Source organism: Streptomyces sp. NPDC096012 (assembly GCF_040426375.1).
GTDB lineage: Bacteria > Actinomycetota > Actinomycetes > Streptomycetales > Streptomycetaceae > Streptomyces.
This window is the reverse complement of the sequence record NZ_JBEOTD010000029.1, coordinates 42,026-67,506: the sequence shown is the minus strand read 5'-3', so window position 1 is coordinate 67,506 and position 25,481 is coordinate 42,026. Positions and strand designations below refer to the sequence as shown.

Sequence of the window (25,481 nt, the reverse complement as noted above, 5' to 3'; positions counted from 1 at the left end):
GTGGGCCGGGCATGTCGGATGCACGGCCGCGGCGGCGTGTCACCCCGGTGTTCAGGACGTTCCGCTCCTGTCGACCGCCATGTCGACGACGGCACCGCCCTCGTGCCATCCGGCCCGTCGGTCCGGACGGCACCGCCATCGTGCCGTCCGGACCGACGGTCCGGAACCGGGCCCGGTCGTCTCGCCCTCCCGTGTGGACCGGTGCGCCGGGGGACGGCGGGCGTGTCAGGTCGTCACGTGCCGGTGGATCCAGTCGGCGGCCGTGCGGCGGAAGAGGCGGCGGTTGTCCGCGCGCCGGAACTCGTGGCCCTCCTCGCGCAGCAGCAGGAGTTCGGCGTCCAGTCCGCGCTCCCGCGCCGCCCTGACGAACTGCTCCGACTCCCCCACGGGCACGTTGGTGTCGTGCTCGCCGTGCACGGCGAGGACGGGGACGCGCAGCGCGTCGACGCGGCTCATCGGCGACAGTGCCCGCAGCAGCTCGCGGTCGCGTTCCGGGTGGCCGTACTTGTGGGCCGCGGATTCGGCGATCCACGGCTCGGTGCCGGCGAAGAACGTGTTCAGGTCCGACATCCCGCACACCGCCACCCCGGTGCGGAACAGCTCCGGATGCCAGACGAGCGAGGCCATCGTCAGATACCCGCCGTACGACCGTCCCATCACGGCGAGCCGGCGCGGGTCGGCCAGTCCCGCGACGATCACGTGGGCGGCGCACGCGGCGACGTCTTCGAGCGCGGCGAAACGTCCTTCGCCGAGGTCCGCGTCGACGAAGGAGCGGCCGTATCCCGACGAGCCGCGGATGTCGGGCGCGAAGACGTCCACGCCCCGGCCGAGCAGCTCGTGGTACAGCGGCTGCAGCACCGGGCGTTCCTGCTCCTCGGGACCGCCGTGCAGGTGCAGGACGCAGGGCGCCGGCTCCTCCGGGGAACGGCCCGGCGCCCGGTAGTACCAGCCGCCGAGTTCCAGCCCGTCCCGCGCGACGGGGCGCAGGGGGAAGGGGCGCACGGGCGGGCGGCCGCCGGGAACGGTGTCCTCGTCGCGCGCGGACCAGGGCATGCGCAGCGGCACGCCCTGGTGCAGCCACCACACCCCCGGCCGGCGCCGGGACCCCGCCAGCGCCACCACCGGGCCGTCGGCCGCCGGGGTGGGTGCCACCCGGGTGACCACCTCGTGGGGCAGCGCGAGGGCGTGGGACGGGCCCGCGGCCGCCGGCTCGGCGGGGTCCGCTCCGTCTGCGTCCGGTGCGGCCGCGCTCAGCGTGGTGACTTCCAGCTCGCTGACTCCGCGCACGTTCCACGACAGCACTGCGCTGCGCCCCGCCCGGCCGAGGGCCAGCAGTTCCAGGTCGCAGCCCGGGCGGGCGGCGGCCACCCGCCGGTCTGTCCACTGTCCCTGCGGGCCGAGCCGGACCGCGACCAGTGCGGCGAACTCCCGTCCGGCGTCGCTGCGCAGCCACAGGGTACGGCCGTCGGGCGAGAAACCGCCGATCCAGGGATCCCCGTCGGCGACGCGCAGGGAGCCGGTGACGGCGCCGTCCCGCAGGCGTACGACGAGTGCCTCGCGGCCTCCGCGCGGTCCCCGGCGCAGCAGGGCGAGCCCGCCGTCCCGGCTGAGGGCGCACACGCGCAGGCTCGGCGCCCCGGCTTCGCTCGCGAGCAGCACCGGCGCGGTGGCGCCCTCGGGGTCGACGAGGTAGGCCGCCAGGGTGCGCCGGCCGGGCTCTCCTGAGGGCCCGGTGTCCGTCCCGCCCGTCACCGTCCTCACCGGCTCGTGGTGGGAGGGGAAGGTGAGTTGGGGTCCTCCCAGGAGGGTCGCCCGGCCGTCGCGGCCGGCCCAGTCGCCCGGGTGGGCGGGTACCGCCGGGTCCGTCGTCGCGGCCGGTCCTCCGGGTTGGGTGAGCGTGAGGCCCGCGGGTGCGGGTGCGGTGACGGTCACCGCGACGGCGGCGCCGTCCGGGGACCAGCAGCCGAGGTGGGCGGAGGCACCCGGTTCGCCGCCGGCCAGCAGGCGCCGGCCGGTGCCGTCGGGGCGCACGCACAGGACGCGGGTGAGCTCGCCGCCCCCGGGGGCGGTGGTGTAGGCGACCCACCGGCCGTCGGGGGACCACGAGACCTCGATCACCGGGTCCGGGCCGGCGTCCAGCAGGTGCGCCCGGTCGCCGTCGACGGGACCGGCCCACAGCTGCGGTACGCCGGTGCGGTCGCAGATGAAGGCGACGTGCCGGCCGTCGGGGTCCACCGAGGGATACCAGCAGCCGTGGGCGCTCAGCGGCTGCGCCACGTCGAGCGGGGCGGAGGTGTCGGGCAGGAGCACGGGCTCGGGCGCCGGCCGGGCACCGGCCACCGCGAATCCGACGGTGGCCGCCGCGAGTGCTCCCGCCGAAGCCGCCCCGGTCGCCGCGCGGCCTTCCCGCGACGCCGCCTCCGTCGCCACGGGACCTCCCACCGGTGCCGGACCTCCCGCGGGCGCTCCCGCCGCAGCCGCCCCGGTCGCCGCGCGGCCTTCCCGCGACGCCGCCTCCGTCGCCGCGGGACCTCCCACCGGTGCCGGACCTCCCGCCGACTCCCCCGCTGCCGTGGCACGTTCGCCGGTGGCGCCCTCACGTCGTCCGGGATCCGGCGGGCGGGCGGCCGGGGTCGCGCCGGGGGGCGCAGTCGCGCGTCCACCGGCGTCCGGCGCCGGGCCGGTCAGTGGATGCCGTGCGTCTGCAGCCATGTCTCCAGCAGCGCTACCTGCCACAGTGTGTTCGCTCCTCGCCGGGTGCGGTGCGCGTTGGGTGCCGCGAGCAGTCCGGCGACGTACTCCTGGCGGAACACGCCGCGCTTCCTGGCCTCCGGGGCGGTGAGCGCCTCACGGACCCGCTGCAGCACCGGGCCTGCCATGTGCTTGATCGCCGGGACCGGGAAGTAGCCCTTGGGCCGGTCGACGACCTCCCGCGGGAGGACCTTGCGTCCCGCGGCCTTCAGTACGCCCTTCCCGCCGTCGGCGAGCTTCAGCTCGGGCGGGCAGGCGGCGGCCAGCTCGACCAGTTCGTGGTCGAGGAAGGGCACCCGGGCCTCCAGGCCCCAGTCCATGGTCATGTTGTCCACGCGTTTGACGGGATCGTCGACCATCATCACGTGCGTGTCCAGCCGGAGATCGGCGTCCAGCGCCGTGTCCGCGCCCTCGGCCGCCATGTGGGCGCGGACGAACTCCGCGGACGTGTCCCGCTCGGTCAGGAAGGCGGGCTCGAGGATGCGGGAGAGCTCCGCGTGGGACCGGTCGAAGTAGGTGTCGATGTACGCGTCCGCGGCCCGCTGCCGGGACACGTCCGCCATGGCCGGGTACCAGTGGTAGCCCGCGAACACCTCGTCCGCCCCCTGGCCGCTCTGGACGACCTTGACCTCCTTGGCGACCTGCTCGGACAGCAGGTGGAAGGCCACCACGTCGTGGCTCATCATGGGCTCGCTCATGGCGCCCACGGCCGCCTCCAGCGCCCCCGACACCCGGTCGGAGGGCACCATCAGCTGGTGGTGGCGGGTGTCGAAGTGCCGTGCGACGAGGTCGGAGTAGTGGAACTCGTCCCCCTCCTCGCCGCCCTCCGACTCGAACCCGACGCTGAAGGTCGCGAGGTCGTGCTGTCCTTCGTCGGCCAGCAGGGCGACGATGAGGCTGGAGTCGAGACCGCCGGACAGCAGCACGCCCACGGGCACGTCGGCCACCATGCGACGGCGCACGGCGGTGCGCAGCGCGTCCAGCACGGCGTCGGTCCAGTCCTGCGGGCTCAGGCCCGCGTGTTCCGGGCGGCGCGTGTAGGCGGGCTGCCAGTAGCGGTGGTCGCTGTGGGTCCCGTCCGGTTCGACCACGCGCACGGTGGCCGGGGGGAGCTTGGCCACGCCGCGCAGCACGGTGTGCGGCGCGGCCACGGTCGCGTGCCAGCTGAAGTACTGGTGCAGCGCCACCGGGTCGAGGGAGGTGTCGACGTCGCCGCCGGCCAGCAGGGCGGGCAGCGTGGAGGCGAACCGCAGCCGGCCGGCGGTTCGGGCCAGGTAGAGCGGCTTGATGCCGAGCCGGTCGCGGGCCAGCACCAGGCGTCCGGTGTCCAGTTCGACGATCGCGAAGGCGAACATGCCGTAGAAGCGCTCCACACAGTCGGCGCCCCACTGCCGGTAGGCCCTGAGGACCACCTCGGTGTCGGAGTCGGAGAAGAACTCGTGGCCCAGCGCACGGAGTTCGTCACGCAGCTCGCGGTAGTTGTACACGCAGCCGTTGAAGACGCCGGCGGTCTTCGTGTGGGGATCGGCCATGGGCTGGGCGCCGGTGTCCGACAGGCCGATGATCTTCAGGCGCCGGTGGCCGAGCGCGACCGGCCCCTGTGACCACAGCCCGCGGCCGTCGGGGCCGCGCGGCGCGAGCCGGTCGGTCATCCGTTCCACCGCGGCGACGTCCGGCCGCTCGCCGTCGAACCGTATCTCTCCGCTCAGTCCGCACATCAGAGGATGCCCCTCCCCTGGACCCCGGGCCGAACGGTGCGGCCCGCACGGCACGTACGGCGGTGCCGGCCGCCGTACGGTGCCGCCCTCCCGGGCTGTCCCGGGAGCGGACGGTCGGGGGCCGGAAGATCCTGTGTCGCGTGCATGGGTGTGTGACTCTCCTTGGTCGGGCAACGGTCGCCGGCCGGACGGAGCACGAGGCCCCGCTCGTTCCACGGCCGTCGGCAGGGTGGGCGGATCACGGGCGCGGCATCGGCGCGGAGGGCGTTCCGGTGTACGGGTGACTGCCGAGGGGGTCCGGCCGGAGGGCGGTGCGCCGGGCGCCGGCCGACGGGCGCCGTGCCGCGCCTTCGCCGCGGGTCTCGGCCGTCATCAGGTCGATGCCGGCGAGGACATCCCCGGCCTGGACGGCCCGGCGCAGCCGGTGCGCCGCGCTGCCCGCGAGCAGCGCCTCCTCGAGCAGTGAGTGCACGGTCTCCCAGTCCCCGGCCGCCTCGAGCGCCGGACGCAGCCGGGCCAGCATCCCGGTCAGCACGACGGGGGCGGGTGCCGGGCTGCGCGTCACGGGGTCGACCAGCGCGCCCTCGAGGCCCGACCGGGCCGCCCGCCAGGTGGCCGCCCGCAGCCAGTCGTGGCGGCCGTCGCACAACGGGCCGTCCGTGCGGGACAGGCGTTCGCAGGCGTCGCGCACCAGGGCGCGGAAGAGGCCGGCGACCAGCACCACGGTCTCCGCGCGCGGACAGGCGTCACAGATCCGCAGCTCCAGGGTGCGCTGGTGGGCCGAGGGCCGGACATCGTGGTAGATCATGCCGGCGTCGCTGATGACGCCGGTGCGGATCAGTTCCGCGAGTGCCCGGTCGTAGTCGGCGGCGTCCCGGTGGCAGCCGGCCGGTCCCGCGGTGGGCCACCGCTGCCACAGCATGGTGCGCCAGCTGGCGTAGCCCGTGTCCGAGCCCAGCCAGAACGGCGAGCTGGCCGAGAGGGCGAGCAGCGGCGGCAGCCAGGGCGAGACCAGGCACATCGCGCGGACGGCGGTGTCCCGGTCGGGCGCGTCGACGTGGATCTGCGCGCTGCAGATGAGCTGTTCGTCGGCGACGAGCCGGTAGTCGTCGGCCATGCGCTGGTAGCGGGGGTCGGCGGTGACGTCGTGACGTGCGACGCCGGCCAGCGGAACCGTGCCGGCGGCCGCGACCGCGAGGCCGAGGGCGGCCGCGGCGGCGTCGAGACGGCGCCGGGCCGAGGTCAGGTCCGCCCACAGGCCGTCGAGCGAGTCGTGCACGGCGCTGTTGTTCTCCACCACCGACCGCTGCAGTTCGCCGGTGAAGCCGGGTCTCTCGATGCGGCCGAGCAACTCGCCGGCGCGTGGTACGAGGTGGCCGCTCTCCACGTCCAGCACGTGAAACTCTTCTTCTGCTCCGAGGCGCGCTGTCATGGGTTTCTCCCCTGCGAGTAGTCCACAGCCGCCCGATACGCCGAGTTGTCGGCGGCCTGGGCGGTTGACACGCTCCGAGTTCCCCTGATCAGCCACCGACACGCCCCATAGCTCGCATATGGTGACAAAGTCTGATCAAATGAGACGAGCGCGACTCGCATGAGCGGGGTGCCGGCCGTCCCGTGTGCCGGCACCCCTGTCATCGCTTCAGCCGTTGCGGCGCCGGAACGCGAGCCAGGTCAGGACGGCCACACCGCCCGCCGCCAGCAGCAGGGTGCGGTTGTCGCGGGCCGCCCGTGCGCCCTGGAGCGTCCTGGCGCGCACCGGCTCGGGCGCGTTCTCCTCCCAGAGCCTGCCGACCCGGGCGGCCTCCTCACCGGCCCGCTCGGCGCCTCGGGCGGCCTTGTCCTTGACCGGTTCCGGCAGCTTGTCCTGTGCCTGGTGGACGACCTCGGCGGCCTTGGCCTTCAGTTCGCCCGCCTTGACCGCGGCCCGTTCCCGCAGCTCCCCGGTCTTGGCCACGGCCTGTTCCTTGACGTCCGCGGCCTTCTCCTGCGCGCGGGTCATGACGTCGGCCTTGGCCGCGAGGGCCTCGACGGTCTCGCCGAGTTCGTGGCGGGTCTGCTCGATCTGCTCGCGCAGTTCCTGCGGGTCGGCGGCGGTGGGCTCGTCGTGGGGCGGCTGGGTCATCGGTGTGCACTCTCCTTGATCTCGGCCATGTCGGCCTTCACGTTCTCGATCGTCTGCTGGGGCGTGGGCGGCGCGGCCCGGGCGACCTCCTTCTTCCCGGTCAGCGCCATCACCGCGGCGATCACACCCAGTACCGCGGCCACGATGAGGGCCGCGGCCCACACCGGCAGCGGTACCGCCAGGCCGGCGATCGCGGCGGCCACCAGGGCCTGCAGCATCAGGAACCCGACGACGCCGGCGCCGCCGAACATCCCGCCGCCCTTGCCGTAGCGCTTTCCCTTCTCCTTCATCTCCGCCTGCGCCAGGTGCAGTTCCGCGCGCACCAGCTCCGTCAGTTGCTGCGAAGCGCGGTGGACCAGCTCTCCCACCGGTTCCGTGCCCGGCGCCTGCCGATCGGACGCGTTGTGCGGCTGGGTACTCGACACGGCGATCACCTCCCGTCAGTCGCTGTCATGGGGACGAAAGCGCCGCGGCGTCGTCCCGTGTGGGCGCGGGTACCCCGAAGGACCGGGTTCAGGACGTGCGGTTTCGCCGGCCGGGCGGACACCGCGGGCGCCGCCGGCCCCACCCCTCGGCCCCACGTCTTCGAACGACCGGCTGCGCACCGGCAGTCGACGGCGTCCCCCGCCCCGTTCCGCGGCGGCCCGGTCGCCGTCCGGAGGCGTGTCGGGTCCGCCCTGCGGGCAGCCGGAAGCACAAGGGCAGGCCGTCACGACGACGGTGACGGCCAGGAGGAGGTCGGCAATGGTGTGGTGGGCTTGGGTGGTCTTCCTCATCGCGGTGGTGGGACTGCTGGGGGCGGTGACGCTGGCGGTTCAGGCCAAGCGGCGTGCCGGAACGGTGATCGCGGTGCGCGGCGGCCGCCGGTCCGGCCGGGGAGGCCGGCCGTGACGGGGCTGATGCTCGCTTCCGAGCTGCACAAGCGAGTGGTCGTGACCCTGGGCGGCGAGGCGGTGGCGCAGATCAAGGACACCGTCTTCGACGCGGGGGCCGGGCGGGTCACCGGCTTCACGCTCAGCGGGCGGGGCCTGCTGGCCGGGCCGCTGCGGCGGAGTCTGCCGTTCTCCGGGGTGCATGCCGTCGGGCCCGCGGCCGTGATGATCCCGAGCGAGGCGGTCTTCGAGGACCGGGGCGCGGTCGTCGGGAAGGGCGAGGCAGGGCACGGCCGGGTGATCGGTGTGCCCGTGGTCACCGATCAGGGCAACGAGATGGGCACGGTGCGTGACGTGGTGATCGAGGCCGGTACGAGCGGACGGGTGATCGGCTTCGAGATCGACGCCCACGAGAACGCGGAACAGCCCCGGCGCAAGGTGTTCATCCCCCGTGGGACGACCATGGCCGTCTCCGGACAGGCCGTGGTCGTTCCTGCGCGGGCGAGCCACTTCGTCGCCGAGGACCTGCCCACCTTCGGCGCCCAGGTCGAAGCGTTCCGCGCGGAGGCCGGCCGGACCGGCGCGGGCACCCCCGCACCCGATGAGGAGGGCCTCACACGATGATGTTCACGCAAGCCCGGGGCCTTCCGGTGATCACCGCCGACGAAGCGGCGACGCTGGGCACCGTCAAGGACCTGACGATCGACCCCCATACGCGGAGCATCGCCGGACTGCGTCTGTCCGGAGCACCGAAGGACGCCGCGGTCGTCGCCTGGAGCGCGGTGGAGGCCGTGGGGCAGGACGCCGTGATCGTACGCTCCCGCGGCGCCGCCGGGGCCGGGGACGAGGGGGCCCCCGAGCACCATGACCCCCTCGGGGCCCGCGTGCTGACCGAGTACGGCGTCGAGCACGGCACCGTCAAGGACGTCTCCTTCGATCCCGCTTCGGGAGCGATCCTCACCGTGTACACGGCCCTCGGCGACATCGCGGGAGACCGCCTCATCGGCCTCGGCTCCCACGCCATGGTCGTGCATGCGGCCCCTGTCTGAGCCGTGGGGCCGGAGCGCCGGTGCGTGCGTCACGGTGCCGTCCGCCAGGCGTTCGCCCGCTGCCCGTGGGCGCCGGTGTCCCAGTCCAGGCGGAGGATGGCGAGGTCGTCGGTGTGCCGGTCGGCGTTGAGCTGCCGGGTCCTGGCGATGAGCTGGTCGAGGTGGCTGCCCGGGTCCTGGGTGCGGATGGTGCCGATCAGGTGCAGCAGGCCGGTCACGCCGAGGCGGTCGCCGTCGTGGCCCGTGTAGCCCTCGATGAGTCCGTCGGTGTACGCGACGAGGGCGCCGCGGCGGGGCAGGCTGAGCGTCGTGGCCGGCCACTTGCCCAGTCCGGGCAGGATGCCGAGGGCCACTCCGTGGGTCGCCGCGACCTCCTGCGGACCGTCCGGGGTCAGCAGCAGGGGACCGTGGTGGCCGGCCAGGTGCAGGGTGAGGGTGGCCGCCTTGGGGTCGAGCGTGATGAGCGAGCAGGTGGTGAACAGGTCACTGCCGGTGCGTTCGGCGATGTGTATCCGTTCCAGCAGGTGCAGCAGCTCCTGGTCGCGGTGGCCGCCGAGGGTCAGGGACCGCCAGGCGATACGCAGGCAGACGCCGAGGGCGGCCGCGTCCGGTCCGTGGCCGCTGACGTCTCCGATGACCGCGTGCACCTGGCCGTCGTCGGTCTGCACCACGTCGAGGAAGTCGCCGCCGAGGAGCGCCTGGGCGCGCCCGGGGAAGTAGCGGCTGGAGGCGGTGACCGTGGTGGACGACAGTATGGGGTCCGGCAGCAGTCCACGTTCGAGGCGGGCGTTCTCCTCGGCGCGCAGCCGGCCCACCTGCAGCGCCGCGTTGGCCCGTTCGGCCTGCTTGCGCTGGACGGCGTAGCGGACGGCACGCTGGATCAGGTCGGGTTCGACCTTGCCCTTGATCAGGTAGTCCTGGGCACCCGCGGCGAGGGCTTCCACGCCGGCTCTCGGCTCCTGCAGGCCGGTCAGCACGATGATGGCGGCGTGGGTCCGCGTCTGGATGGCCTGGACCGTCTCGACCCCGGAGATGTCCGGCAGGTGCAGGTCCAGCAGGACGCAGTCGGCGTGGTCCTCGGCGAGCATCGCCCGTGCGTCGGCGGCCGTCCGGCAGCGGGCGAGGGTGTGCGGCAGATCGGTGTCGGCGAGCAGTTCCTCGACCAGCAGGGCGTCCCCGTCGTCGTCCTCCACCAGCAGGATGCGGTAGTGCTCGGCGCCGCCCGTCGTCTGGTCCGTCACGGCTGCAGCTCTCTGCCCGCCGCATCCGCTGCGCCCGCGGCGTCAGAGGTACCGGCTCCGTCAGAGGTACCGGCTCCGTCAGAGGCGTCGGCGCCGTCAGAGGCGTCGGCCGACACGGGCAGGGTGAACAGGACGCGGGTGCCCGGCCGGTGGTCGGGGTCGATGCCGATCGTGCCTCCGTGGAACTCCACGACCTTCTTGCACATGGCCAGGCCGATGCCCGTACCCGGATAGGCGTCCTTGGTGTGCAGCCGCTGGAAGATGATGAAGACCTTCTCCTGGAACTCCGGTTCGATGCCTATGCCGTTGTCGCTGACCGCGAACCGCCACACCCCGTCGTCCGGTGCGGCACTGATGTGGATGCGCGGCGGACGGTCCGGACTGCGGAACTTGAGGGAGTTCGACAGCAGGTTCTGCCACAGCATGCCCAGTTGAGTGCTGTCCCCGACCACGGTCGGCAGCGTGTCGCGGGTGATCTCGGCGCCGCTCTCCTCGATGGCGACGCTCAGGGTGTCCAGGGTCCGGTCCAGCACGTCTTCGAGGTTCACGGTGTCGTGGTCGGCGTGTACGCGGCCCACGCGGGAGAAGGCCAGCAGGTCGTTGATGAGCACCTGCATGCGGTTGGCGCCGTCGACGGCGAAGGCGATGTACTGGTCGGCCCGTTCGTCCAGCCGGCCGCCGTAGCGCCGCTGGAGCAGCTGGGTGAAGCTGGACACCTTGCGCAGGGGCTCCTGCAGGTCGTGGGAGGCGACGTAGGCGAACTGCTCCAGCTCCGTGTTGGAGCGTCTGAGGTCGGCCGCCTGTTCGTCGAGCAGCGCGCGGGACTCCTCGCTGACCTGCAGTTCCGCCACCAGCCGCCGGCGCATCGCGTCGACGTCGGCGCCCAGCTGCCGCAGGTCGGCGGGGCCCGCGACGACGACGGAGCGGTCGAAACGGCCGCGCGCCACCTCACGGGCGGCCGAGCTCAGCTGGCTCAGCGGGTCGGTGATACCCCGCCGCAGGCCCTCGAAGACGAGGAAGGAGATCAGGACGATCAGGGCGGCGATGACGCCGAACGTCCAGTTGCGCAGGGTGATGGCGGCGCGCAGATCCCGGGCGGCAGCCGTCCGTTCGTCCTCGAGATGACGCTGTTGCCGGGCCAGCGCACGGCGCAGCGAGTCGAAGGACGTCTTCCCCTCCGCCGCCCGTGCGGCGGCGATCCGGACGGCCTCGGTGGAGGACGCCGAGGAGACGGGGCGCGCGATCCGCTCCGTCCAGCCGCGGGCCAGCCTGTCCACTTCGGCGAGGTCGGAGCCTGCCCTCGCGTCGCTCCGCAGCAGCGGCCGGAGGGCGCGCACGGCACTCTGCTCGGCCGTGACGCCCTGGGAGTAGGGCTGGAGGAAGTCGCGGCGGCCGGAGAGGCCGTAGCCGCGGATCCCGGTCTCCTGGTCGATCAGGGCCCGCTCCAGGCGGATGGCGTCGATGAGGGCCGGGGAGCGCCTGTCGACCAGTTCGGTCGTGATCTGCGACGTGCGCCACATCGCCCAGCCGCCCAGCGCTCCGAGCACTGCCAGCGCCACCAGCGCGCCGGTGACGCCGACGCGCAGCCAGCGGCGAGTGGTCCAGCGGGCGAACGCACCCTGGTCGACGGACGGCTTCCTGGTCATGGCGGTGTGTCGGCTCCTCAGGTGATCGCAGGCCGCGTCCGGGCGCGTGGCCGTCGATCAACTCTACCGCTGTTCGACAACAGCTGTTGTCGAATCGTCGATCGGCCCCCTATGGTGGGCCCATGTCCGGCCGCCCTTTCGCCCCCCGCCTGCCCGGCACGGAGCTGGCTGCCCTCGTGACGGAGGCGGTCGACGAACTCACCCGGCGCCTCGCGCAGGACGTCGCCGCGCCGGCCGACTCGCACAACGCGTTGACGGATGCCCGCCAAAGGGCACTCGTACACCTGCATGTCCTCGGCTCGGTCAGAAAGGCCATCCGGCACCTGGAGGACGAGGCCGCCCGCGCGGCCGCCGCGAACGGCGCGACCTACCCCGAGATCGGACAGGCGAGCAACATGAGCCGGCAAGGCGCGCGACGGCGCTGGCCCGGCCTCGTCACCGGCCGCACGACCCATCCGACCACCCGACCCACCCCCCGGAGTTCGTAACCCATGGCTGCCGCCACCACCCGCCCGTACGACGTGCTGCTGGTCGAAGACGACGTCGCCGACGCCATGCTCATCCAGGACGCCCTCACCGAGCGTGGCACCCGCAACCTCACCCAGGTCTCCGACGGAGTGGCAGCCCTGGAGTATCTGCGCGACCCGCACAAACCGCGGCCCGACCTGATCGTGCTCGACCTCAACATGCCGCGCATGAACGGCCGTGAATTCCTCGCCGTGGTGAAGGAGGACGCCGATCTGCGCACCATCCCGGTGGTCGTCCTGACCACCTCCGCCGCACCGGACGACGTGACCGGCGCCTACCACCACCACGCCAACGCGTATGTGACGAAACCCGTCAATCTGGAAGATTTCGAAGAAGCGGTGCGCAGCATCGACGCGTTCTACCTGGACGTGGCGGTCAAGCCACCGAAGCAGTAGGCCACGGCTCCGGGCGGGCGCCGCTTGCCCGGCGGTCTGGCGGGTACAGCGTTGGCATGAGGATGACAGCCGTCTGGTCCCGGGGTTGTTGGAAGTGATGTGTTCGTGACTCGTCTCGGCGGGGTCGGTGACGACCGGGCAAGCGGGCCGGGCGATGCCCCCGAGGCCCGCGCCCTGGAGATGGCCGACGCCGTGGAGGGTCTGGCGGACCTGTGGTCGGCCGCCGCGCAGCAGGCGAGCCTGCGGCTGTCGCCGCACCAGCTGCGGGGCCTGCGGATACTGAAGGCGCAGCCGGAGCTCAATCTCACGGGTCTGGCCGACCGCATGGACATAGGACTGCCCACGGCCAGCCGGCTGTGCGATCGGCTGGAGGCCGCGGGGCTGCTGGAGCGCTCCCCGCATCCGGACAACCGGCGAGAGGTCCGGCTGAGCCTGACGGCGCACGGCCGGCACGTCCTCGCCGAGGTCGCCTCGCACCGGACGCGGGCGCTGGCCGCCGTACTGGCCGGGATGGAGACCGGGGAACGCGCGGCACTGGGCCGGGGCCTGCGCGCCTTCCTCGAGGCGCACGAGCGCACGCCCCCGCCGCCGGACCGGTCCGGGACACGCGAGCGGTGACGCCCGGGGCCGCGGACCGGCTCGGGGCGCATGTCCGACGGGTGAAGGTCAGCGGCCGTTCCAGTCGAGACACACCACGGCGGCGTCGGACACGGGCTGCTCGCCCCCGAAGTGCTCGACCAGCCCGCCCACCACGGCGCGGGCCGTCTCGTGCGGGGTCGCGGCGCGGGTGGCACCGAGGATCTGACGCAGCACGGACTCCCCGAACACCTCGCCGGTCGCGGCGCGCGCGCCGTGCACGCCCGTGCTGACCGCGATCAGCCGGTCACCGGGCCGGACGTCGAACGTCTGCTCCGCGTACGGCGTCTCCTCGAACATCCCGAGCGGCAGCTGGGCGTCGAGTTCGATCCGTTCGGTGCGCCCGTCGCGCTGGCGGTACAGATGGGGAGAGCCCGCGTCGACGGCGCGTACCGTGCCGGTGGGCAGATCGAACTCCAGCAGCAGCGTGGAGGCGTACACCTTGCCGGCGTACTGGGCGTACAGGGCCTGGTCGGCGAGGGCCGCCTGGTCGGCCAGGCCGACGCCGGCCCGCCGGGCGTTGCGCAGCGCGCCGACGGCGAGGCTGGTCAGCAGGGAGGCATCTATGCCCTGCCCCATGCCGTCGGTGACCGTGAGGACGAGGCGGTCTGCGCTGGTGGACCAGTCGAAGTTGTCACCGCCGACGGCGTAGGCCGGTTCGAGGTGAGCGCCGATGACGTACTCCTGGCGCGCGCAGCCGCGCCCGGGCAGGAGCTGCCACTGCATCTCCGCGGCGAGGGTGAGGCGGCGGGTGCGGCGTGCCTGGAGGTACAGGTCGGTGTCCCGGTCGGCGGCGGCCAGCTCGTGCGCCAGCTCGGTGGCGAATTCACCGAGCCGCAGCACGGTGGCGGGATCCGCCACGTCGGCGCGCAGCCGGACGGAGAGCACGCCCACGCGGTCGCCGCGGACGGTCAGGGGCAGGTGCACCAGCCGGGTGTCGCGCTCGTTCAGGACCTCCACCACCGGCTTCTGGGTGATGAAGGCCGTGCCGGCCGGGCCCTCGTGGGCCGACACCGACGGCTCGGTGTGCGGCAGGTGCGACACGGGCTGCAGGACGGTGAGTCCGTAGTCGGCCATCAGCAGCGTCATGTCCTCGGCGCCCACGAGGTCGGCGAGGATGCGCCCGGCCGTGGCGACCAGCGCGTGGGGCGGAGCGGCGCGCAGCCTGCTCCCCGGGGACGGCAGTGCGTCACGGTTCTCCACGGTCTCCACCCTCTCCCCTTGCGGCCTCCACACTAGCGTGCGGCGGAACGGGGCCTGCCGCCCGGGGGCGGCGACCGCGGCCGCCGGGCGCACGCGGGCGCCGGCCCGCGGGGGCGCGGGGGCGCGGGTCAGCTCCCGGGTGCGGGCGAGACGATGACGCCCTGGCCGTCGAGGGCGTACTGCAGCGCGTCGGCGAGGCGGGCCCGTGTGACGATCGTTCCCAGGTCGATCCCGAGGCCGACGATGGTCTGGGCGATGGCGGGGCGGATGCCGGAGACGACGCACTCCGCGCCCGTCAGCCGGGTGGCTGCGGCGGTCTGCAGGATGTGGCGGGCGGCGAGGGTGTCGACCGCCGGGACGCCGGTGATGTCGAGGATGGCGTACCGCACGCGCCGGGCGACGACCGCCTCCAGCAGGTTCGCCATCACGGCCTGGCCGCGCGCGCTGTCGAGGGTGCCGATCAGCGGTACGGCCACGATGCCCTCCCACACCTCGATCACGGGGGTGGCCGTCTCCAGCAACTGCCGGCGCTGCCGCGCGGCCGGCTCGTCGCCGGTGGTGAGCGCCGCCGCCATCACCGCCAGCCGCAGGGTGCCCATCAGGAGCGCCCAGGCGAGGAGAAGGTCGTGGGTGGGCGCGGCCGGCCGGGCCGGGGCCTCGGCCCGCAGCAGTTCGGCGGCGGGTTCCCGCAGTTCGGCGACTTCGGCGGCGATCCGGGCCGGGACGGCCCCGGTGCGACCGCGGGCGGCGGCCATCCGGCCGAGCTGTTCCCTCACGGCGCCGAAGCCGGAGGCCAGGATGTCCTCGAGCCGGCCGGAACGCGCCACCTCGGCGAGGGCGTCCACCACCGATCTGCTCGCCTCGACGGCCTCGTCCCGGGAGACGGTGAACACCGTCCGGAACAGGGTGGCGTCCGCCCAGCGCTGGGCTATCTGTTCCCGGCGCCGCTCCAGGAAGGCCCCGACGTCGTGGGCCGCCTCACGGGCGGTGTCGCGCTGCGCCATCGGCGTCTTCTCCCTGTCGTGACGTCCGACGCCGTTCGGCGGCGGGTCCGCACCCCATCCTTGCCACAAGGCAACTACCCCGCGCGGGTGAACGATGCGACCGACACACGATCGCCACAACCCGCCGGGCCGGCGGGCTCAGTGGCCGGACGGCTTTCCGCGCCAGTCCAGGCACACCACGAGAGCGTCGTCGTCCGGTGTCGCCTCGCCGCGGTGGCTGGTCAGTTCGCGCAGGATGGCGCGCGGCACCTCGGCCGCCGGGAGCAGCCGGGTGGACTGGATCGCCCGGGCGAGGGCCGCGTCCCCGTAGGGCTCGCCCTTGGGCGAGGCCACGGCGTGCACGCCGTCGCTGACGAAGACGAGCCGGTCGCCGGGTTCGACCGTGAACTCCTGGGCCACGTAGTCCGTCTCCTCGAACATGCCGAGCGGCAGCTGGGCGTCGAGGGTGACGGACTCCACGACGCCGTTGCGAAGGCGCAGCATCCGCGGCGAACCCGCGTCCACCACGCTCACCCGGCCCGTGGCCAGGTCGAAGTCGAACATGAGGACGGACAGGTAGCAGCGGCCGCGGTAGTGGGCGTAGACGGCCTGATCGGCCAGGGCGGCCTGGTCGGCGATGGAGACACCGGCCCGGCGCGCGTTGCGCAGCGCGTTGAGGGCGAGGCTCGTCAGCAGGGATGCCTCTATGCCCTCGCCCATGCCGTTGGTGACGTAGAGCATCAGGTGGTCGGCGGTGGCCGACCAGTCGAAGTTGTCGCCGAAGATGCCGTAGGCGGGTTCCAGTTGCCCCGCGAGGTCGTACTCCGGGCGGGAGCACGAGCGGCCGGGCAGCAACTGCCACTGCATCTCGGCGGCCAGCGTCAGCCGGTCCTTGCGCCGCGCCTGCAGATAGAGGTCGGTGTCCCGCTCGGCGACCACCACCTCGTGCCCGAGCACATCGGCGATGTCGCGCAGCTCGTCCTCGCAACCGCGGGCGAGTTCGCCTTCGGGCAGCGTCACGGTCAGCACGCCGAGCCGGTCGCCGCGCACGCTGACCGGCAGGTGCAGCCGTACGTGGCCGTCGCGCCCGTCCTCGGCGTACGGCTGCTGCGAGCCGAAGGCGCGTCCGGCGGGACCGTTGTGCACCGACAGCGGCTGCAGCGTGTGCGGCAGCACGGAGACCGGCTGCAGCACCGTCAGGCTGTAGTCGGCCATGAACAGTTCGACGTTCGTGGCCGCGTACTGTTCGCTCAGCACGCGGCGCACGGCGTCCAGCAACTCATGGGGGGCCGCTGTACGCAGAGCGCGTTCAGCGGCGAGGAATCTGCTCACGATGGAAAGAATGCCAATCTCTCGCCGGAAATCTTCGGGCCTCGTTCAGGAGGCGAGGCTTCCTCTTCGACCGTGCCGGTCCGGGGGACATCGGTAACCGGCGGCCCTGTACCTAGTACGCTGACGGGCACCCCAGTGCCTGCGAGAGTGTGACCGTGACTGCCTTCCACCGCCGCCCGGAGCCCGAGCAAATCGCGCGTGTGACCACCACGGCCTCCGAGCTGCTGGAAGTCCTGTGGGGCCGGGCCTCCACCGCGCCGGCGTCCGCGTCCCAGCTGCGCCTGCTGCACATACTCGAGCACCAGGACGGCATCAACCTGCGGACCCTCGCGGAGTCGCTCGCGTCCACCCCGCCGTCGACCAGCCGCCTGTTCGACAGGCTGCAGGCCGCCGGCTTCGTCGAGCGCGCGACCAGCCCGGACGACCGGCGCGAGGTGCGCCTGCACCTGAGCCTCCGGGGGCGCGCGTTCCTCGCCGACCTGCGCGCACGTCGCGAGGCGGAGCTGCAGGCGGTCCTCGAACTGATGCCCGCCGCCAAGCGGGTCGCGCTCGCGGAGGGGCTGGACGCCTTCTGCGCCGCTGCGGCCACACAGATACACGACGACGCCCAGGGATCCGGCAGCCGGACGGCCTGAGCGGGCGGGCGCACCGACGCCCCGCCTTCGCGTCCGCGGTGACCAGCACACGGAACGGTCTCCGCCCACGGCAGCATTCCAGTCCCTTCCGCGTGTACGTCGACACGGCTACTTTGTTGCCTCGTGATCATAGTTGTCAAACGACAACATAGAGGTGTGGCTCGGCCCTCGCTGTCTTTTCTGATACCCGCCTTCGAGCGGATCTGTCGCGGATGTGGTCCAGGTCTCGGCCGACGGAGCGGTGCGGTCCGTCAGGTCGCCGGACCGGCCTCGGGCGGCGCGTGCACGGTGCTGAGGTCGGCGAGCCCCGAGACGGTCAGGATCGGCCGGAGCATCGACGGGGCGATCAGTTCGATACGCTCGGCATGGGCGAACAGGACGTTCAGACCGGCGCTGTCCAGGTAGTCGACGGCCGTCAGATCGACGACGACGGCGCCGGGGGCACCCTCCAGCGCCCGGGCCAGCTTCTCGCTGTTGCTGAGGTCGATCTCGCCGGCCAGGGTGAGGAGCGAGGTGCCGTCGTGCCGTGTGGCCGGCGTGATGGTGAGTGGGGTGGCCATCAGGGGATCCTCGTGTACATGTCGATGGTGGTCCCGGTGGGGGCCGGGTCGATGGTCACGTGCTCCATCAGTTCCCGCATGAGACTGATCCCCCTGCCGCGCAGGGGGTTCGCCACGGCCCGGGGTTCCTTCCAGCGTCCGCTGTCGGCGACGGTGAGCCGGACCCGTTGCGCCGAGGCTTCGGCCCGCAGCCGGACGGCGGCACCGGGAGCGTCGCGGTGGCCGTGTTCGACGGCGTTGGCGCATGCCTCCCCCGCCGCGATCAGGATGTCCATCACGGATGTCGGCGGCAGCCCGCAGGAGCCGAGCCAGCTGCGCAGGGCGCGGCGGATGGGGGCCAGCTGCCCCGACTCGGCCGGGAAGCAGATGCTGAGCGGTGCCGGGTGCCGGTACAGCAGCAGCACCACGTCGTCCTCGTAGCCGTCCGCCGGCGCCAGGCGGTCCATGAGGTGGGCGGCCAGGTCCTCCAGGACGACGTCACCGCCGGCCCGGAGGACCTCGCAGGCGCGGCCGATCCCCTTGTCCAGGCTCTGCCGCCGGCGCTCCACCAGCCCGTCGGTGTAGAGCAGGAGCGTCGACCGGACCGGTACGGCGGTGGTCGCCTCCGGCCGTGGCCGTCCCGGCCGCACGCCCAGGGGCAGCGAGCGCCCGTCCTCGAGCAACCGGGCGGTGCCGTCGGGATGGGCGAGGACACCGGGCGGGTGGCCGGCGCTCGCGTACGTCAGCTCGCCGGTGTCCGGGTCGAGGACACCGCAGAAGACGGTGGTGCAGATGGCGCCGGCGATGCCGGTGGCGAAGTGGTCGAGGGCTGTGAGGGTGCGCCCGGGGCTGGCGTCCTGCAGGAACAGCGCCCGGCAGGCGCTGCGCAGCTGCCCCATCACGGCGGCCGCCCGCAGCCCCCGGCCGACGCAGTCGCCGACGACGATCCCGATCCTGCCGTCGGGCAGCGGAATCGTGTCGTACCAGTCGCCGCCCACTTCCAGGGGCGGTGTGGCGGGTTCGTAGCGGACGGCGAAGCCGCCGGGCAGTGCGGAGGGACCGAGGATCGCCCGTTGCAGGGCGAGCGCGGTCCCGCGCTGCAGGTCGAACTGGTGGGCCCGGGTGAGGGCCTGGGCCAGGTGCCCGGCCAGCAGCGTCAGCAGCAACCGGTCCTCGTCGCCGAAGGGCCGGTGCCCGCCTGTCTCCACCCACAGCACCATCGGGCCGTCGGGATGCTCCACCACTGTTCCGGCGCCGGTCTCGTCGGCGGCGGAGGCCAGCGGCGAGCCCCGGTGCAGGTCGGTGATGGTGCTCCGGCGCCGCTCGGGCAGGTCCGGCCAGTCCACCGGGTCGGTGGCCGTGACGGAGGGCGTTCCCCCGGAGGCGAAGACGGCCGCCATGACACGGTCGGCCCGCCACACCTCCTTGAGCTGCTCCAGGGCCGCCGCGAGGGTGTCGGTCAGGCTGGTCGCCTGGGACAGCCGGGTGCCGAGGGCGGCCAGCGCGCTCTCGCGCTGGACGGCGTAGCGCTCGGCGGTCACGTCGCGGAAGGTGCCGACGATCATCCGGCGCCCGGTGTCGGGGTCGTGGGCGTGGGTGAAGGTCACCGCGACCCACAGGCGGCGCCCGTCCCTGCGGACGACCGGCACGGTACGGCTGTCGTGCCGCTCGCGCAGCAGGGCGGCGAAGGAGGCGGCGAACTGCCGGTGCCCGTCCGGGTCGGCCGTGGCATCGGGCCACCAGGGGTGGAGCGGGCGGTAGGGCAGCCCTTCGGGGCCGTATCCGAGGATGTCGGTGAAGGCCTTGTTGATCTCGATCACGACACCGTTCTCGTCGCAGACGAAGAAGGCCTCCTGCAGGGAGTCCACGAGTGCGTTGCGCCACCGGGCGTGGTGTCCGCGCAGCCGGGCCAGTTCCACGTTCGCCCGGACCCGTGCCAGCAGTTCGGCGGCGGCGAACGGTTTGACCATGTAGTCGTCGGCCCCGGCCCGCAGGCCCTCGATGGCCGCCTCCTGCCCCGCCCTTGCGGACAGCAGGAGCACCGGCAGGGACGCCGTACGCGGGTCCCGGCGCAGGGCGTTGAGCAGCGACAGCCCGTCGACGCGGGGCATCATCACGTCGCTCACGATCAGGTCCGGCGGCGTGGTGCGCACGGCCCGCAGCACCTGCTCCCCGTCGGCCACGGCGGACACGCGGTAACCGGCGTGGGTGAGGAGGCGGGTGAGGTACTCCCGCATGTCGGCGTTGTCGTCGGCGACCAGTACCCGGGCCGGCTTCCCGGCGGTGCGCGGCGCGGCGGGCGTAGCGGTCTCCGTTCCCGCGTCCTCGCGCTCCTCGCGGGCCTCCTCGCCGGGCAGCCAGCGCAGCGCCTCCTGGAGGTACGGCGCCGCCGTCACGGCGGAGTCGTGCGGCTCACCGGCGGCGACGGCCTCGACGGGCAGATGCGCGGCACCGAAGCGCAGCCGGACGGTGAAACAGGTGCCCTTGCCCTCCTCGCTCTCGGCGGTGATGGTGCCGCCGTGCAGCAGGACCAGTTCCCTGACCAGGGCGAGGCCGATGCCGCTGCCTTCGTTGGAGCGGGCGCGGGTGCCGCTGATGCGGTGGAACCGCTCGAACAGGCGGGGCATCTCGGCGTCCGGGACGCCGACGCCGGTGTCCCGGACGAGGACCTCGGCCGAACCGTCCCGCTCCCGCACGGTGACCGAGACCGTGCCCTCGAAGGTGAACTTCAGTGCGTTGCTGAGGAGGTTGAGGACGACCTTCTCCCACATGCCACGGTCTATGTGGACCGGCTGGGACAGCGGCGCGCAGTCCACGTCGAAGACGAGGCCCGCCCGCTCGACGGCGGAGCGGAAGACGCTGGCCAGTTCGGCGGTGACGGCGGCGAGGTCGACCGGTTCGTAACGGGCCTCCATCCGCCCCGCCTCGATGCGGGAGAAGTCCAGCAGGCTGTTGACGAGCTTGCCGAGCCGCAGGCCGTTGCGGTGGATGGCCGCCAGGTCCTGCCGGACCGAGGGCTCGGCGGCCGGCAGCCGGGTGAGCAGTTCCTGTGCCGGGCCCATCATCAGGGTGAGCGGGGTACGGAACTCGTGGCTGATGTTGGAGAAGAAGGTCGTCTTGGCCCGGTCCAGTTCGGCGAGTTCCTCCGCGCGCCGCTGCTGTGCCCGGTATCCGCGCGCACTGCCGATGCCGGCGGCCAGGTGACCGGCCGTCAGGTCGATGAAGCCGCGGTAGCCGTCGTCGAGGGGGCGGTAGCGGTTGAGGGCGGCCACCAGGAAGCCGTAGGGGTCGCCGCCCTGCCGGAGCAGCGGCATGACGAGCGCCTGGGCGGGCGGCTCCGGCCACTCGCCCGTGGGCAGGGTGCCGAACCCGTCCTCGACCAGCGGTACGCACACGGGCTCCCCGCGCCTCGCGGCGGCCGCCGGCCACAGCTGGTCCGGCCCGTCCTCGGACAGCAGCGCGGGGGCGGCCGGGTGCCCGTCGGGCAGGCCCGTGCTGCCGGCCAGCCGGGCGCCGTCGGCCGCGAACAGATAGGTCAGGGTGAAGGGCAGATCCCTGGCGTTGCGGGCCAGTTGCCGGCAGGCGAAGGCCAGCGTCTCCGTCTCGGTGCGGATCACGGTGGGGTCGGACCCCAGGTCGCGCAGGGTCGCCATGCGCCGCTCGCCCACGACCCGGTCGGTCTCCTCGCTGACCACGCAGAGCATGCCGACGACCTGCCCGGCGTCGTCGTGCAGCGGACTGTAGGAGAAGGTGTGGTACGTCTCCTCCGGGTAGCCGGAGCGTTCCAGGAACAGCAGGAGCGCCTCGTCCCAGGTGGCCTCACCGGTGTCGAGGACCCGGTCGATGCGGGGACCGATGTCGGGCCAGATCTCCGCCCACACCTCACGAGCCGGCCGGCCGAGCGCCCAGGGGTACTTGCGGCCCAGGGTGTCGCGCCGGTAGCCGGCGTTGCAGAAGAACGTCAGCTCCGGTCCCCACGCCATCCACATGGGGAACCGTGACGAGAGCATGATGCCGACGGCCGTCAGAAGACTCTGCGGCCAGCGGTCCGGCGGACCGAGCGGCGTGGCCACCCAGTCGACGGCGGCGAGGTCGGCACCCACCTCGCGGTCGCCGGCGAACACCGCGCCCGCGCCCGCGGGACGCGCCGTGTCCGCCACGCGCCGAGCCTCGTCGTCCACCCCGTCCCCTTCGCCCATCCCCGGCTCCGATCCTTCCAAGTGCGGCTCGTGTCCGCACGAGGACCGGCTGCGCCGACGCGACCGGCCGGCTCAGCGAGGCCCGTATGCCCCCGGCGGGACGTTCCATCCGTCCCGCTTCCCGAACGCCACGGGTGCCGCGGGACGAGCAGACCAGGACATTCTGCCGGATCCGGCCGCCCTCCGCGGTCGGGGACCGGAAACGGCCGCGAGCCGCTCGGTGAGCAGCGGCCGGTGAGCGGTCCCCTGGTCGGCGGCTCGTGAGCGGGCCCGTGCTCGGCGGATCCTGAGCGGGCCCCTGGTCAGCGGCAGGTGAGCGAGCCCGTGTTCAGCGGCTTGTGAGCCGTCCGGGCGGCGGCATCGCGTCGTCGCGCGAGCCGGTGCCGGATGCGGACCGGTGTGCCGGTCGGGGCTTCGGTCAGGTCACGCCGAGCCGGGTGGCGTCACCGTCGGCCCTGGAGGCGCCGGGGTCCGAGAAGCGGCCGGGCCCGACGAGGTGCTCGAAGACGTTGGTGAGGCGGAGCCGGTCGTCGAGGAAACCGGGGCGGTTGTCCAGGCGCAGTTCGGCACCCACCGCGCCGGCGTGCCGGTGGATCATCAGCAGGGCGGCGAGGCCGGAGGAGTCGATCCACGTCAGGTGACGGAAGTCCAGCCGCACCTCGCGTGGTGCGGGATGCCGGCCGAGGTGGCCGGCGAACGCGGTCACCAGGTCGTCGCCGGTGTCGTAGTCGAGCTCGCCCGCGACGTACACCGTCAGCGTGGTCGGCTCGGTGGTCACCGTGAGGCTGAATTCGCTGGGCTGATGCTGGCTCATACGTGGGTGCCGGGTCGGGGTTCGGGACGGGAGGCGATCGCGGCGGCCCCGTCACGGAGCAGACCGAGGGTGCGGGGGAACTCGCGCAACTGCTCGCTCATCGCGTCGAGTCCGGCCGGCAGGGAGCCTGCCGGTACCTGTCGCGCCTCCAGGATGCCGGCGGTCCAGGTGAGGAACGTGGTGAAGACCTGGGCGTCGTCGACGTAGAGCGCGGTGGCCAGGAAGTCGATGATGTGGGCGACGTCCTCGGCGGTCCGCTCCCGCTGGGCCTCGCCGTACCCGCGCATCGCGGGGAAACGGTCCTCCAGGTCCGCGAGGGTCTGCTTGACCAGTCGGCCCCGGGAGCGGACGACCATCGTGTACTCCTGGTCGGCCAGGTGCGGCAGGTCGTCCACCACCTGCCGCACGGCCGAGGGGGCGGGCCGGGCGATACCGCTCTCCAGCGCCGCGGCGGCGGCGCGGGCGTCGGCGGCCCAGCGGTCGGCTCCCAGCGCCCGGGCATACCTGCCGTCGGGGCCGAAGGCGCGGCCGCCGGTCATCACCGGTATCCCGACGGCCTGGCAGGCGGTGACGGCCGTGTGCGCGGTCGGCAGGTGGGTGGGCAGGGAGCTGGACAGCAGCACCGCCCGCGGATCGGTGTGGTGGAGATGGGCGACCAGGTGCGGGGTGGGCGTCTGCGCGCCGAGATAGTCGACCTGCCAGCCGCGCAGGCGCAGCACCTCGCCGACGAGCCGGGCGGGGAAGGCGTGCCACTCACCGTCGACGCAGCCGACCGTGATCCGTCCGCGGTGGGCGGAGTTCCGCGGCCGCTGATGGGCGAGAGCGGCGACGACACGCTCGTTGATGGCGGTGGCGGCGTGTTCCTGGGCCACGGTGAAGCGGTCGGCGGCCCATTCGGTGCCGACCTTCTCCTGCACCGGCGCGATGACGTCCAGGAGCAGCGCCTCCTCGTCGAGTCCGGCGGCCAGTGCGGTCCGCACGGCGCCGACCGCTTCGTACTCGTCACCGGCGGCGACGGCCTGCCAGAGCCGGTCGCGTGACTCGGCCGCCCTGTCGGGGTGGATCACTCGCTCTCCCCGGGAAGCGGCTGCCGGGCGTGGCCGCCCGCGATCGTGAGCGGTCCACTCTTCGGGGCGCTGATGGCGAGGGCGGCCATGTCGTCGTGACGGCCGCCTCCCAGCCACTGGGAGGCGAGCATCTGGACGCGTTCCACGACCGCCTCGGCGGGCATCCCCGCGCATTCGGCCAGTACGCGCTGCAGGCGCGGCTCGCCGAAGAACTCCTCGCCGAGCGGTCCGCCGCGCGCCTCGGTGATGCCGTCGGTGTACAGCAGGCACGTCTCCCCCGGCGCGAGCGTCGTCTCGACCGTCTGCGCGGTCACCTTGGGCAGGGCACCGACCAGCGAGCCCTGCGTGGGGACCTGTTCGACCCGGCCGTCGTTGCGGACGATGAGCGGCGGCAGATGCCCGGCGCTGGTCAGCCGCAGGTGCACGCGTCCGGCCCGGCGGCACACGGAGGCGAGCACCAGCGTGGCGAACCGGGTGTGGTGGGAGCTGAGCAGCGCGCCGTTGAGGAGGTTCAGCACCTTCCGGTGGTCCGCGGCGAGGGGCAGCAGGGCGTGCAGGGTGTTTCGGATCTTGCCGGTCAGTACGGCGGCGTCCAGGCCCTTGCCCGCGACGTCCCCGAGGACGACGAGGCTCTCCTGGGTGGGGTCGGCCGCGGGATGGAAGTCGTAGAAGTCGCCGCCGACCCGCTCGTGGTCCTTGGACGGGCGGTAGCCCGCCGCGTACTCCACGCCGTGCGTGCGGTGCAGGGCGGGAGGGAGCAGTTCGCGCATCAACGTCGCGGTGATGGCGGTCTGTTCCGCGTACAGCCGGGCCGCCGACAGGGCGGCACCCGCCCGGGCCGCGAACAGCCGGGCGAAGACCTCCTCGTCCTCGGAGAAGTTCTTCTCCGAGCCGGAACGCAGCAGGACCAGTGCCCCGGCGGGCACGCCGTGGCCGGGCAGCGGAGCCACGATGACGGAACCGGCCGATCCGCGGAAGCCGTCCGGGAGCAGCCAGTCGGGCATGTCGTCGGGGTTGATCCAGCGTGCGGGAACGGGCGGGAAGCCCTGCAGCGCCTCGCTGAGGCCCGGGACGGAACGCGGGTCGATCTGCCGGGTCTGCTGTGCCGCGGAGCCGCCGCGGACCGCGTAGTTGAGGGTGTGGCGCCGCCCGTGCGGCGGGGAGACGAGGACGGCGGCCTCGGCCAGGTGCTCGGCCGCCAGGGAGGCGGCGAGTTCCATGCACCGGGGCACGTTCAGCGTCGACAGCAGACTGCTGGAGACCTCGGCGAGGAGGTTCGTCCGCTCCCGGGCCCGGTACAGCGCCTGCTCGGCGAGACTGCGGTCGGTGTCGTCCACCAGCCACCAGACCACGTCCCCGTCGGTGGTGGCGGCGGACGGGTGGGCCGCGAAGACGCGTTCGTCGATGGTCCCGGTCGAGGGGGCGGACGGCGAACCGTCCGGCCGGTGGACGAGGCGCCGGTGGGCGTCGGACAGCCAGGCCGGCACCACGTCGCGCAGCCGGTCGCCGTGGACGGCGCCCGGGAGCAGGGACCGGGCCGCCTGATTGATCTGGACCAAGCCGCCATGGTGGTCGACGACCAGTACCGGGTAGGGGGCGTCGCCCCACGTCGCACCGACACTGGCGGCGGCGTCACGCGGGCTGGTCGGAGAGCCGCGAAAAGCGCACACAAGCAGGGGCACGCATGATGCGTGCCCCACCACCTTCCTGCGCTGGGAAATAGATGCCTTCCGACAACAGTCCCGCATCGG

At 73.4% G+C, this 25,481-nt stretch carries 22 protein-coding genes; 7 read left to right on the top strand and 15 right to left on the bottom strand.

What is annotated here, in order from left to right; all coding sequences use genetic code 11:
* Positions 1 to 225: 225 nt before the first annotated feature.
* The 5 genes from ABVB68_RS25395 to ABVB68_RS25375 form a co-directional block, all read right to left on the bottom strand.
* Positions 226 to 2,712 (bottom strand): prolyl oligopeptidase family serine peptidase, encoded by a 2,487-nt coding sequence (locus tag ABVB68_RS25395; RefSeq protein ID WP_503006237.1) that lies wholly within the window; start codon positions 2,710 to 2,712, stop codon positions 226 to 228.
* The gene (locus tag ABVB68_RS25390) at positions 2,685 to 4,469 is read right to left on the bottom strand and encodes an N-acetylglutaminylglutamine amidotransferase (protein WP_353603439.1); all 1,785 of its coding nucleotides are present in this window, start codon (positions 4,467 to 4,469) and stop codon (positions 2,685 to 2,687) included. The genes ABVB68_RS25395 and ABVB68_RS25390 overlap by 28 nt, the downstream gene beginning before the upstream one ends.
* A gap of 238 nt (positions 4,470 to 4,707) precedes the next feature.
* The gene (locus tag ABVB68_RS25385; RefSeq protein WP_353603438.1) at positions 4,708 to 5,901 is read right to left on the bottom strand and encodes a carboxylate-amine ligase; all 1,194 of its coding nucleotides are present in this window, start codon (positions 5,899 to 5,901) and stop codon (positions 4,708 to 4,710) included.
* 207 nt (positions 5,902 to 6,108) lie between these two features.
* On the bottom strand, positions 6,109 to 6,591 hold the full coding sequence (locus ABVB68_RS25380) for a DUF3618 domain-containing protein (RefSeq protein WP_353603437.1): 483 nt from the start codon (positions 6,589 to 6,591) through the stop codon (positions 6,109 to 6,111).
* Entirely contained in the window at positions 6,588 to 7,016 is a 429-nt protein-coding gene (locus ABVB68_RS25375; RefSeq protein WP_353603436.1) for a phage holin family protein, read from the bottom strand. Before ABVB68_RS25375 ends, ABVB68_RS25380 begins: the two co-directional genes overlap by 4 nt.
* Before the next feature lie 319 nt (positions 7,017 to 7,335).
* Between ABVB68_RS25375 and ABVB68_RS25370 the strand changes: the two genes are divergently transcribed.
* From ABVB68_RS25370 to ABVB68_RS25360, 3 genes are read left to right on the top strand one after another with little or no spacing between them, the layout of a single operon-like run.
* On the top strand, positions 7,336 to 7,482 hold the full coding sequence (locus ABVB68_RS25370; protein WP_353603435.1) for a hypothetical protein: 147 nt from the start codon (positions 7,336 to 7,338) through the stop codon (positions 7,480 to 7,482).
* Entirely contained in the window at positions 7,479 to 8,087 is a 609-nt protein-coding gene (locus ABVB68_RS25365) for a PRC-barrel domain-containing protein (RefSeq protein WP_353603434.1), read from the top strand. Before ABVB68_RS25370 ends, ABVB68_RS25365 begins: the two co-directional genes overlap by 4 nt.
* On the top strand, positions 8,084 to 8,512 hold the full coding sequence (locus ABVB68_RS25360; RefSeq protein WP_353603433.1) for a PRC-barrel domain-containing protein: 429 nt from the start codon (positions 8,084 to 8,086) through the stop codon (positions 8,510 to 8,512). Before ABVB68_RS25365 ends, ABVB68_RS25360 begins: the two co-directional genes overlap by 4 nt.
* A 29-nt stretch (positions 8,513 to 8,541) precedes the next feature.
* Here ABVB68_RS25360 and ABVB68_RS25355 read toward each other — a convergent pair whose 3' ends face one another.
* Both ABVB68_RS25355 and ABVB68_RS25350 read right to left on the bottom strand, forming a co-directional pair.
* Positions 8,542 to 9,753 carry a PP2C family protein-serine/threonine phosphatase gene (locus ABVB68_RS25355; RefSeq protein ID WP_353603432.1) on the bottom strand — a complete coding sequence of 404 codons (1,212 nt, stop codon included), beginning with the start codon at positions 9,751 to 9,753 and terminating at the stop codon, positions 8,542 to 8,544.
* Entirely contained in the window at positions 9,750 to 11,399 is a 1,650-nt protein-coding gene (locus ABVB68_RS25350) for a sensor histidine kinase (protein ID WP_353603431.1), read from the bottom strand. The genes ABVB68_RS25355 and ABVB68_RS25350 overlap by 4 nt, the downstream gene beginning before the upstream one ends.
* Before the next feature lie 122 nt (positions 11,400 to 11,521).
* Between ABVB68_RS25350 and ABVB68_RS25345 the strand changes: the two genes are divergently transcribed.
* From ABVB68_RS25345 to ABVB68_RS25335, 3 genes are all read left to right on the top strand, one after another.
* Positions 11,522 to 11,887, top strand: a complete 366-nt coding sequence (locus ABVB68_RS25345; RefSeq protein ID WP_353603430.1) for a hypothetical protein — start codon at positions 11,522 to 11,524, stop codon at positions 11,885 to 11,887.
* Between the two features lie 3 nt (positions 11,888 to 11,890).
* A complete protein-coding gene (locus ABVB68_RS25340; RefSeq protein ID WP_353603429.1) occupies positions 11,891 to 12,322 on the top strand; it encodes a response regulator in 432 nt (143 codons plus the stop codon).
* Between the two features lie 105 nt (positions 12,323 to 12,427).
* Positions 12,428 to 12,940 carry a MarR family winged helix-turn-helix transcriptional regulator gene (locus tag ABVB68_RS25335; protein ID WP_353603478.1) on the top strand — a complete coding sequence of 171 codons (513 nt, stop codon included), beginning with the start codon at positions 12,428 to 12,430 and terminating at the stop codon, positions 12,938 to 12,940.
* A 48-nt stretch (positions 12,941 to 12,988) separates the two neighbouring features.
* On the opposite strand, the gene ABVB68_RS25330 is transcribed toward ABVB68_RS25335, so the two are convergent.
* From ABVB68_RS25330 to ABVB68_RS25320, 3 genes are all read right to left on the bottom strand, one after another.
* Positions 12,989 to 14,170, bottom strand: coding sequence for a PP2C family protein-serine/threonine phosphatase (locus ABVB68_RS25330; protein WP_353603428.1), 1,182 nt, complete (start codon positions 14,168 to 14,170; stop codon positions 12,989 to 12,991).
* A 119-nt stretch (positions 14,171 to 14,289) separates the two neighbouring features.
* The gene (locus ABVB68_RS25325) at positions 14,290 to 15,165 is read right to left on the bottom strand and encodes an STAS domain-containing protein (RefSeq protein ID WP_353603427.1); all 876 of its coding nucleotides are present in this window, start codon (positions 15,163 to 15,165) and stop codon (positions 14,290 to 14,292) included.
* A gap of 138 nt (positions 15,166 to 15,303) precedes the next feature.
* Positions 15,304 to 16,476: a PP2C family protein-serine/threonine phosphatase gene (locus ABVB68_RS25320; RefSeq protein WP_353603426.1), complete on the bottom strand. Its 1,173-nt coding sequence runs from the start codon at positions 16,474 to 16,476 to the stop codon at positions 15,304 to 15,306.
* A 200-nt stretch (positions 16,477 to 16,676) separates the two neighbouring features.
* On the opposite strand from ABVB68_RS25320, the gene ABVB68_RS25315 reads away from it, so the two are divergent.
* Positions 16,677 to 17,111 (top strand): MarR family transcriptional regulator, encoded by a 435-nt coding sequence (locus ABVB68_RS25315; protein ID WP_353603425.1) that lies wholly within the window; start codon positions 16,677 to 16,679, stop codon positions 17,109 to 17,111.
* A gap of 251 nt (positions 17,112 to 17,362) precedes the next feature.
* Here the strand turns inward: ABVB68_RS25315 and ABVB68_RS25310 are convergent, their stop codons facing one another.
* The 5 genes from ABVB68_RS25310 to ABVB68_RS25290 form a co-directional block, all read right to left on the bottom strand.
* On the bottom strand, positions 17,363 to 17,671 hold the full coding sequence (locus tag ABVB68_RS25310; RefSeq protein ID WP_353603424.1) for an STAS domain-containing protein: 309 nt from the start codon (positions 17,669 to 17,671) through the stop codon (positions 17,363 to 17,365).
* Positions 17,671 to 21,849, bottom strand: coding sequence for a SpoIIE family protein phosphatase (locus ABVB68_RS25305; protein WP_353603423.1), 4,179 nt, complete (start codon positions 21,847 to 21,849; stop codon positions 17,671 to 17,673). Before ABVB68_RS25305 ends, ABVB68_RS25310 begins: the two co-directional genes overlap by 1 nt.
* A gap of 418 nt (positions 21,850 to 22,267) precedes the next feature.
* Complete coding sequence (locus tag ABVB68_RS25300) at positions 22,268 to 22,663, bottom strand: STAS domain-containing protein (protein ID WP_353603422.1); 396 nt, start codon at positions 22,661 to 22,663, stop codon at positions 22,268 to 22,270.
* On the bottom strand, positions 22,660 to 23,730 hold the full coding sequence (locus ABVB68_RS25295) for a cobalamin B12-binding domain-containing protein (RefSeq protein ID WP_353603421.1): 1,071 nt from the start codon (positions 23,728 to 23,730) through the stop codon (positions 22,660 to 22,662). Before ABVB68_RS25295 ends, ABVB68_RS25300 begins: the two co-directional genes overlap by 4 nt.
* Positions 23,727 to 25,400, bottom strand: a complete 1,674-nt coding sequence (locus ABVB68_RS25290) for a PP2C family protein-serine/threonine phosphatase (protein ID WP_503006239.1) — start codon at positions 25,398 to 25,400, stop codon at positions 23,727 to 23,729. Before ABVB68_RS25290 ends, ABVB68_RS25295 begins: the two co-directional genes overlap by 4 nt.
* Positions 25,401 to 25,481 lie beyond the last annotated feature (81 nt).

Coding starts and splice junctions, on each gene's coding strand:
- ABVB68_RS25395 (WP_503006237.1), bottom strand. CDS start 2,712: ATGGCTGCAGACGCACGGCATCCACTGACCGGCCCGGCGCCGGACGCC.
- ABVB68_RS25390 (WP_353603439.1), bottom strand. CDS start 4,469: ATGTGCGGACTGAGCGGAGAGATACGGTTCGACGGCGAGCGGCCGGAC.
- ABVB68_RS25385 (WP_353603438.1), bottom strand. CDS start 5,901: ATGACAGCGCGCCTCGGAGCAGAAGAAGAGTTTCACGTGCTGGACGTG.
- ABVB68_RS25380 (WP_353603437.1), bottom strand. CDS start 6,591: ATGACCCAGCCGCCCCACGACGAGCCCACCGCCGCCGACCCGCAGGAA.
- ABVB68_RS25370 (WP_353603435.1), top strand. CDS start 7,336: ATGGTGTGGTGGGCTTGGGTGGTCTTCCTCATCGCGGTGGTGGGACTG.
- ABVB68_RS25360 (WP_353603433.1), top strand. CDS start 8,084: ATGATGTTCACGCAAGCCCGGGGCCTTCCGGTGATCACCGCCGACGAA.
- ABVB68_RS25350 (WP_353603431.1), bottom strand. CDS start 11,399: ATGACCAGGAAGCCGTCCGTCGACCAGGGTGCGTTCGCCCGCTGGACC.
- ABVB68_RS25345 (WP_353603430.1), top strand. CDS start 11,522: ATGTCCGGCCGCCCTTTCGCCCCCCGCCTGCCCGGCACGGAGCTGGCT.
- ABVB68_RS25340 (WP_353603429.1), top strand. CDS start 11,891: ATGGCTGCCGCCACCACCCGCCCGTACGACGTGCTGCTGGTCGAAGAC.
- ABVB68_RS25325 (WP_353603427.1), bottom strand. CDS start 15,165: ATGGCGCAGCGCGACACCGCCCGTGAGGCGGCCCACGACGTCGGGGCC.
- ABVB68_RS25310 (WP_353603424.1), bottom strand. CDS start 17,671: ATGGCCACCCCACTCACCATCACGCCGGCCACACGGCACGACGGCACC.
- ABVB68_RS25305 (WP_353603423.1), bottom strand. CDS start 21,849: ATGGGCGAAGGGGACGGGGTGGACGACGAGGCTCGGCGCGTGGCGGAC.
- ABVB68_RS25300 (WP_353603422.1), bottom strand. CDS start 22,663: ATGAGCCAGCATCAGCCCAGCGAATTCAGCCTCACGGTGACCACCGAG.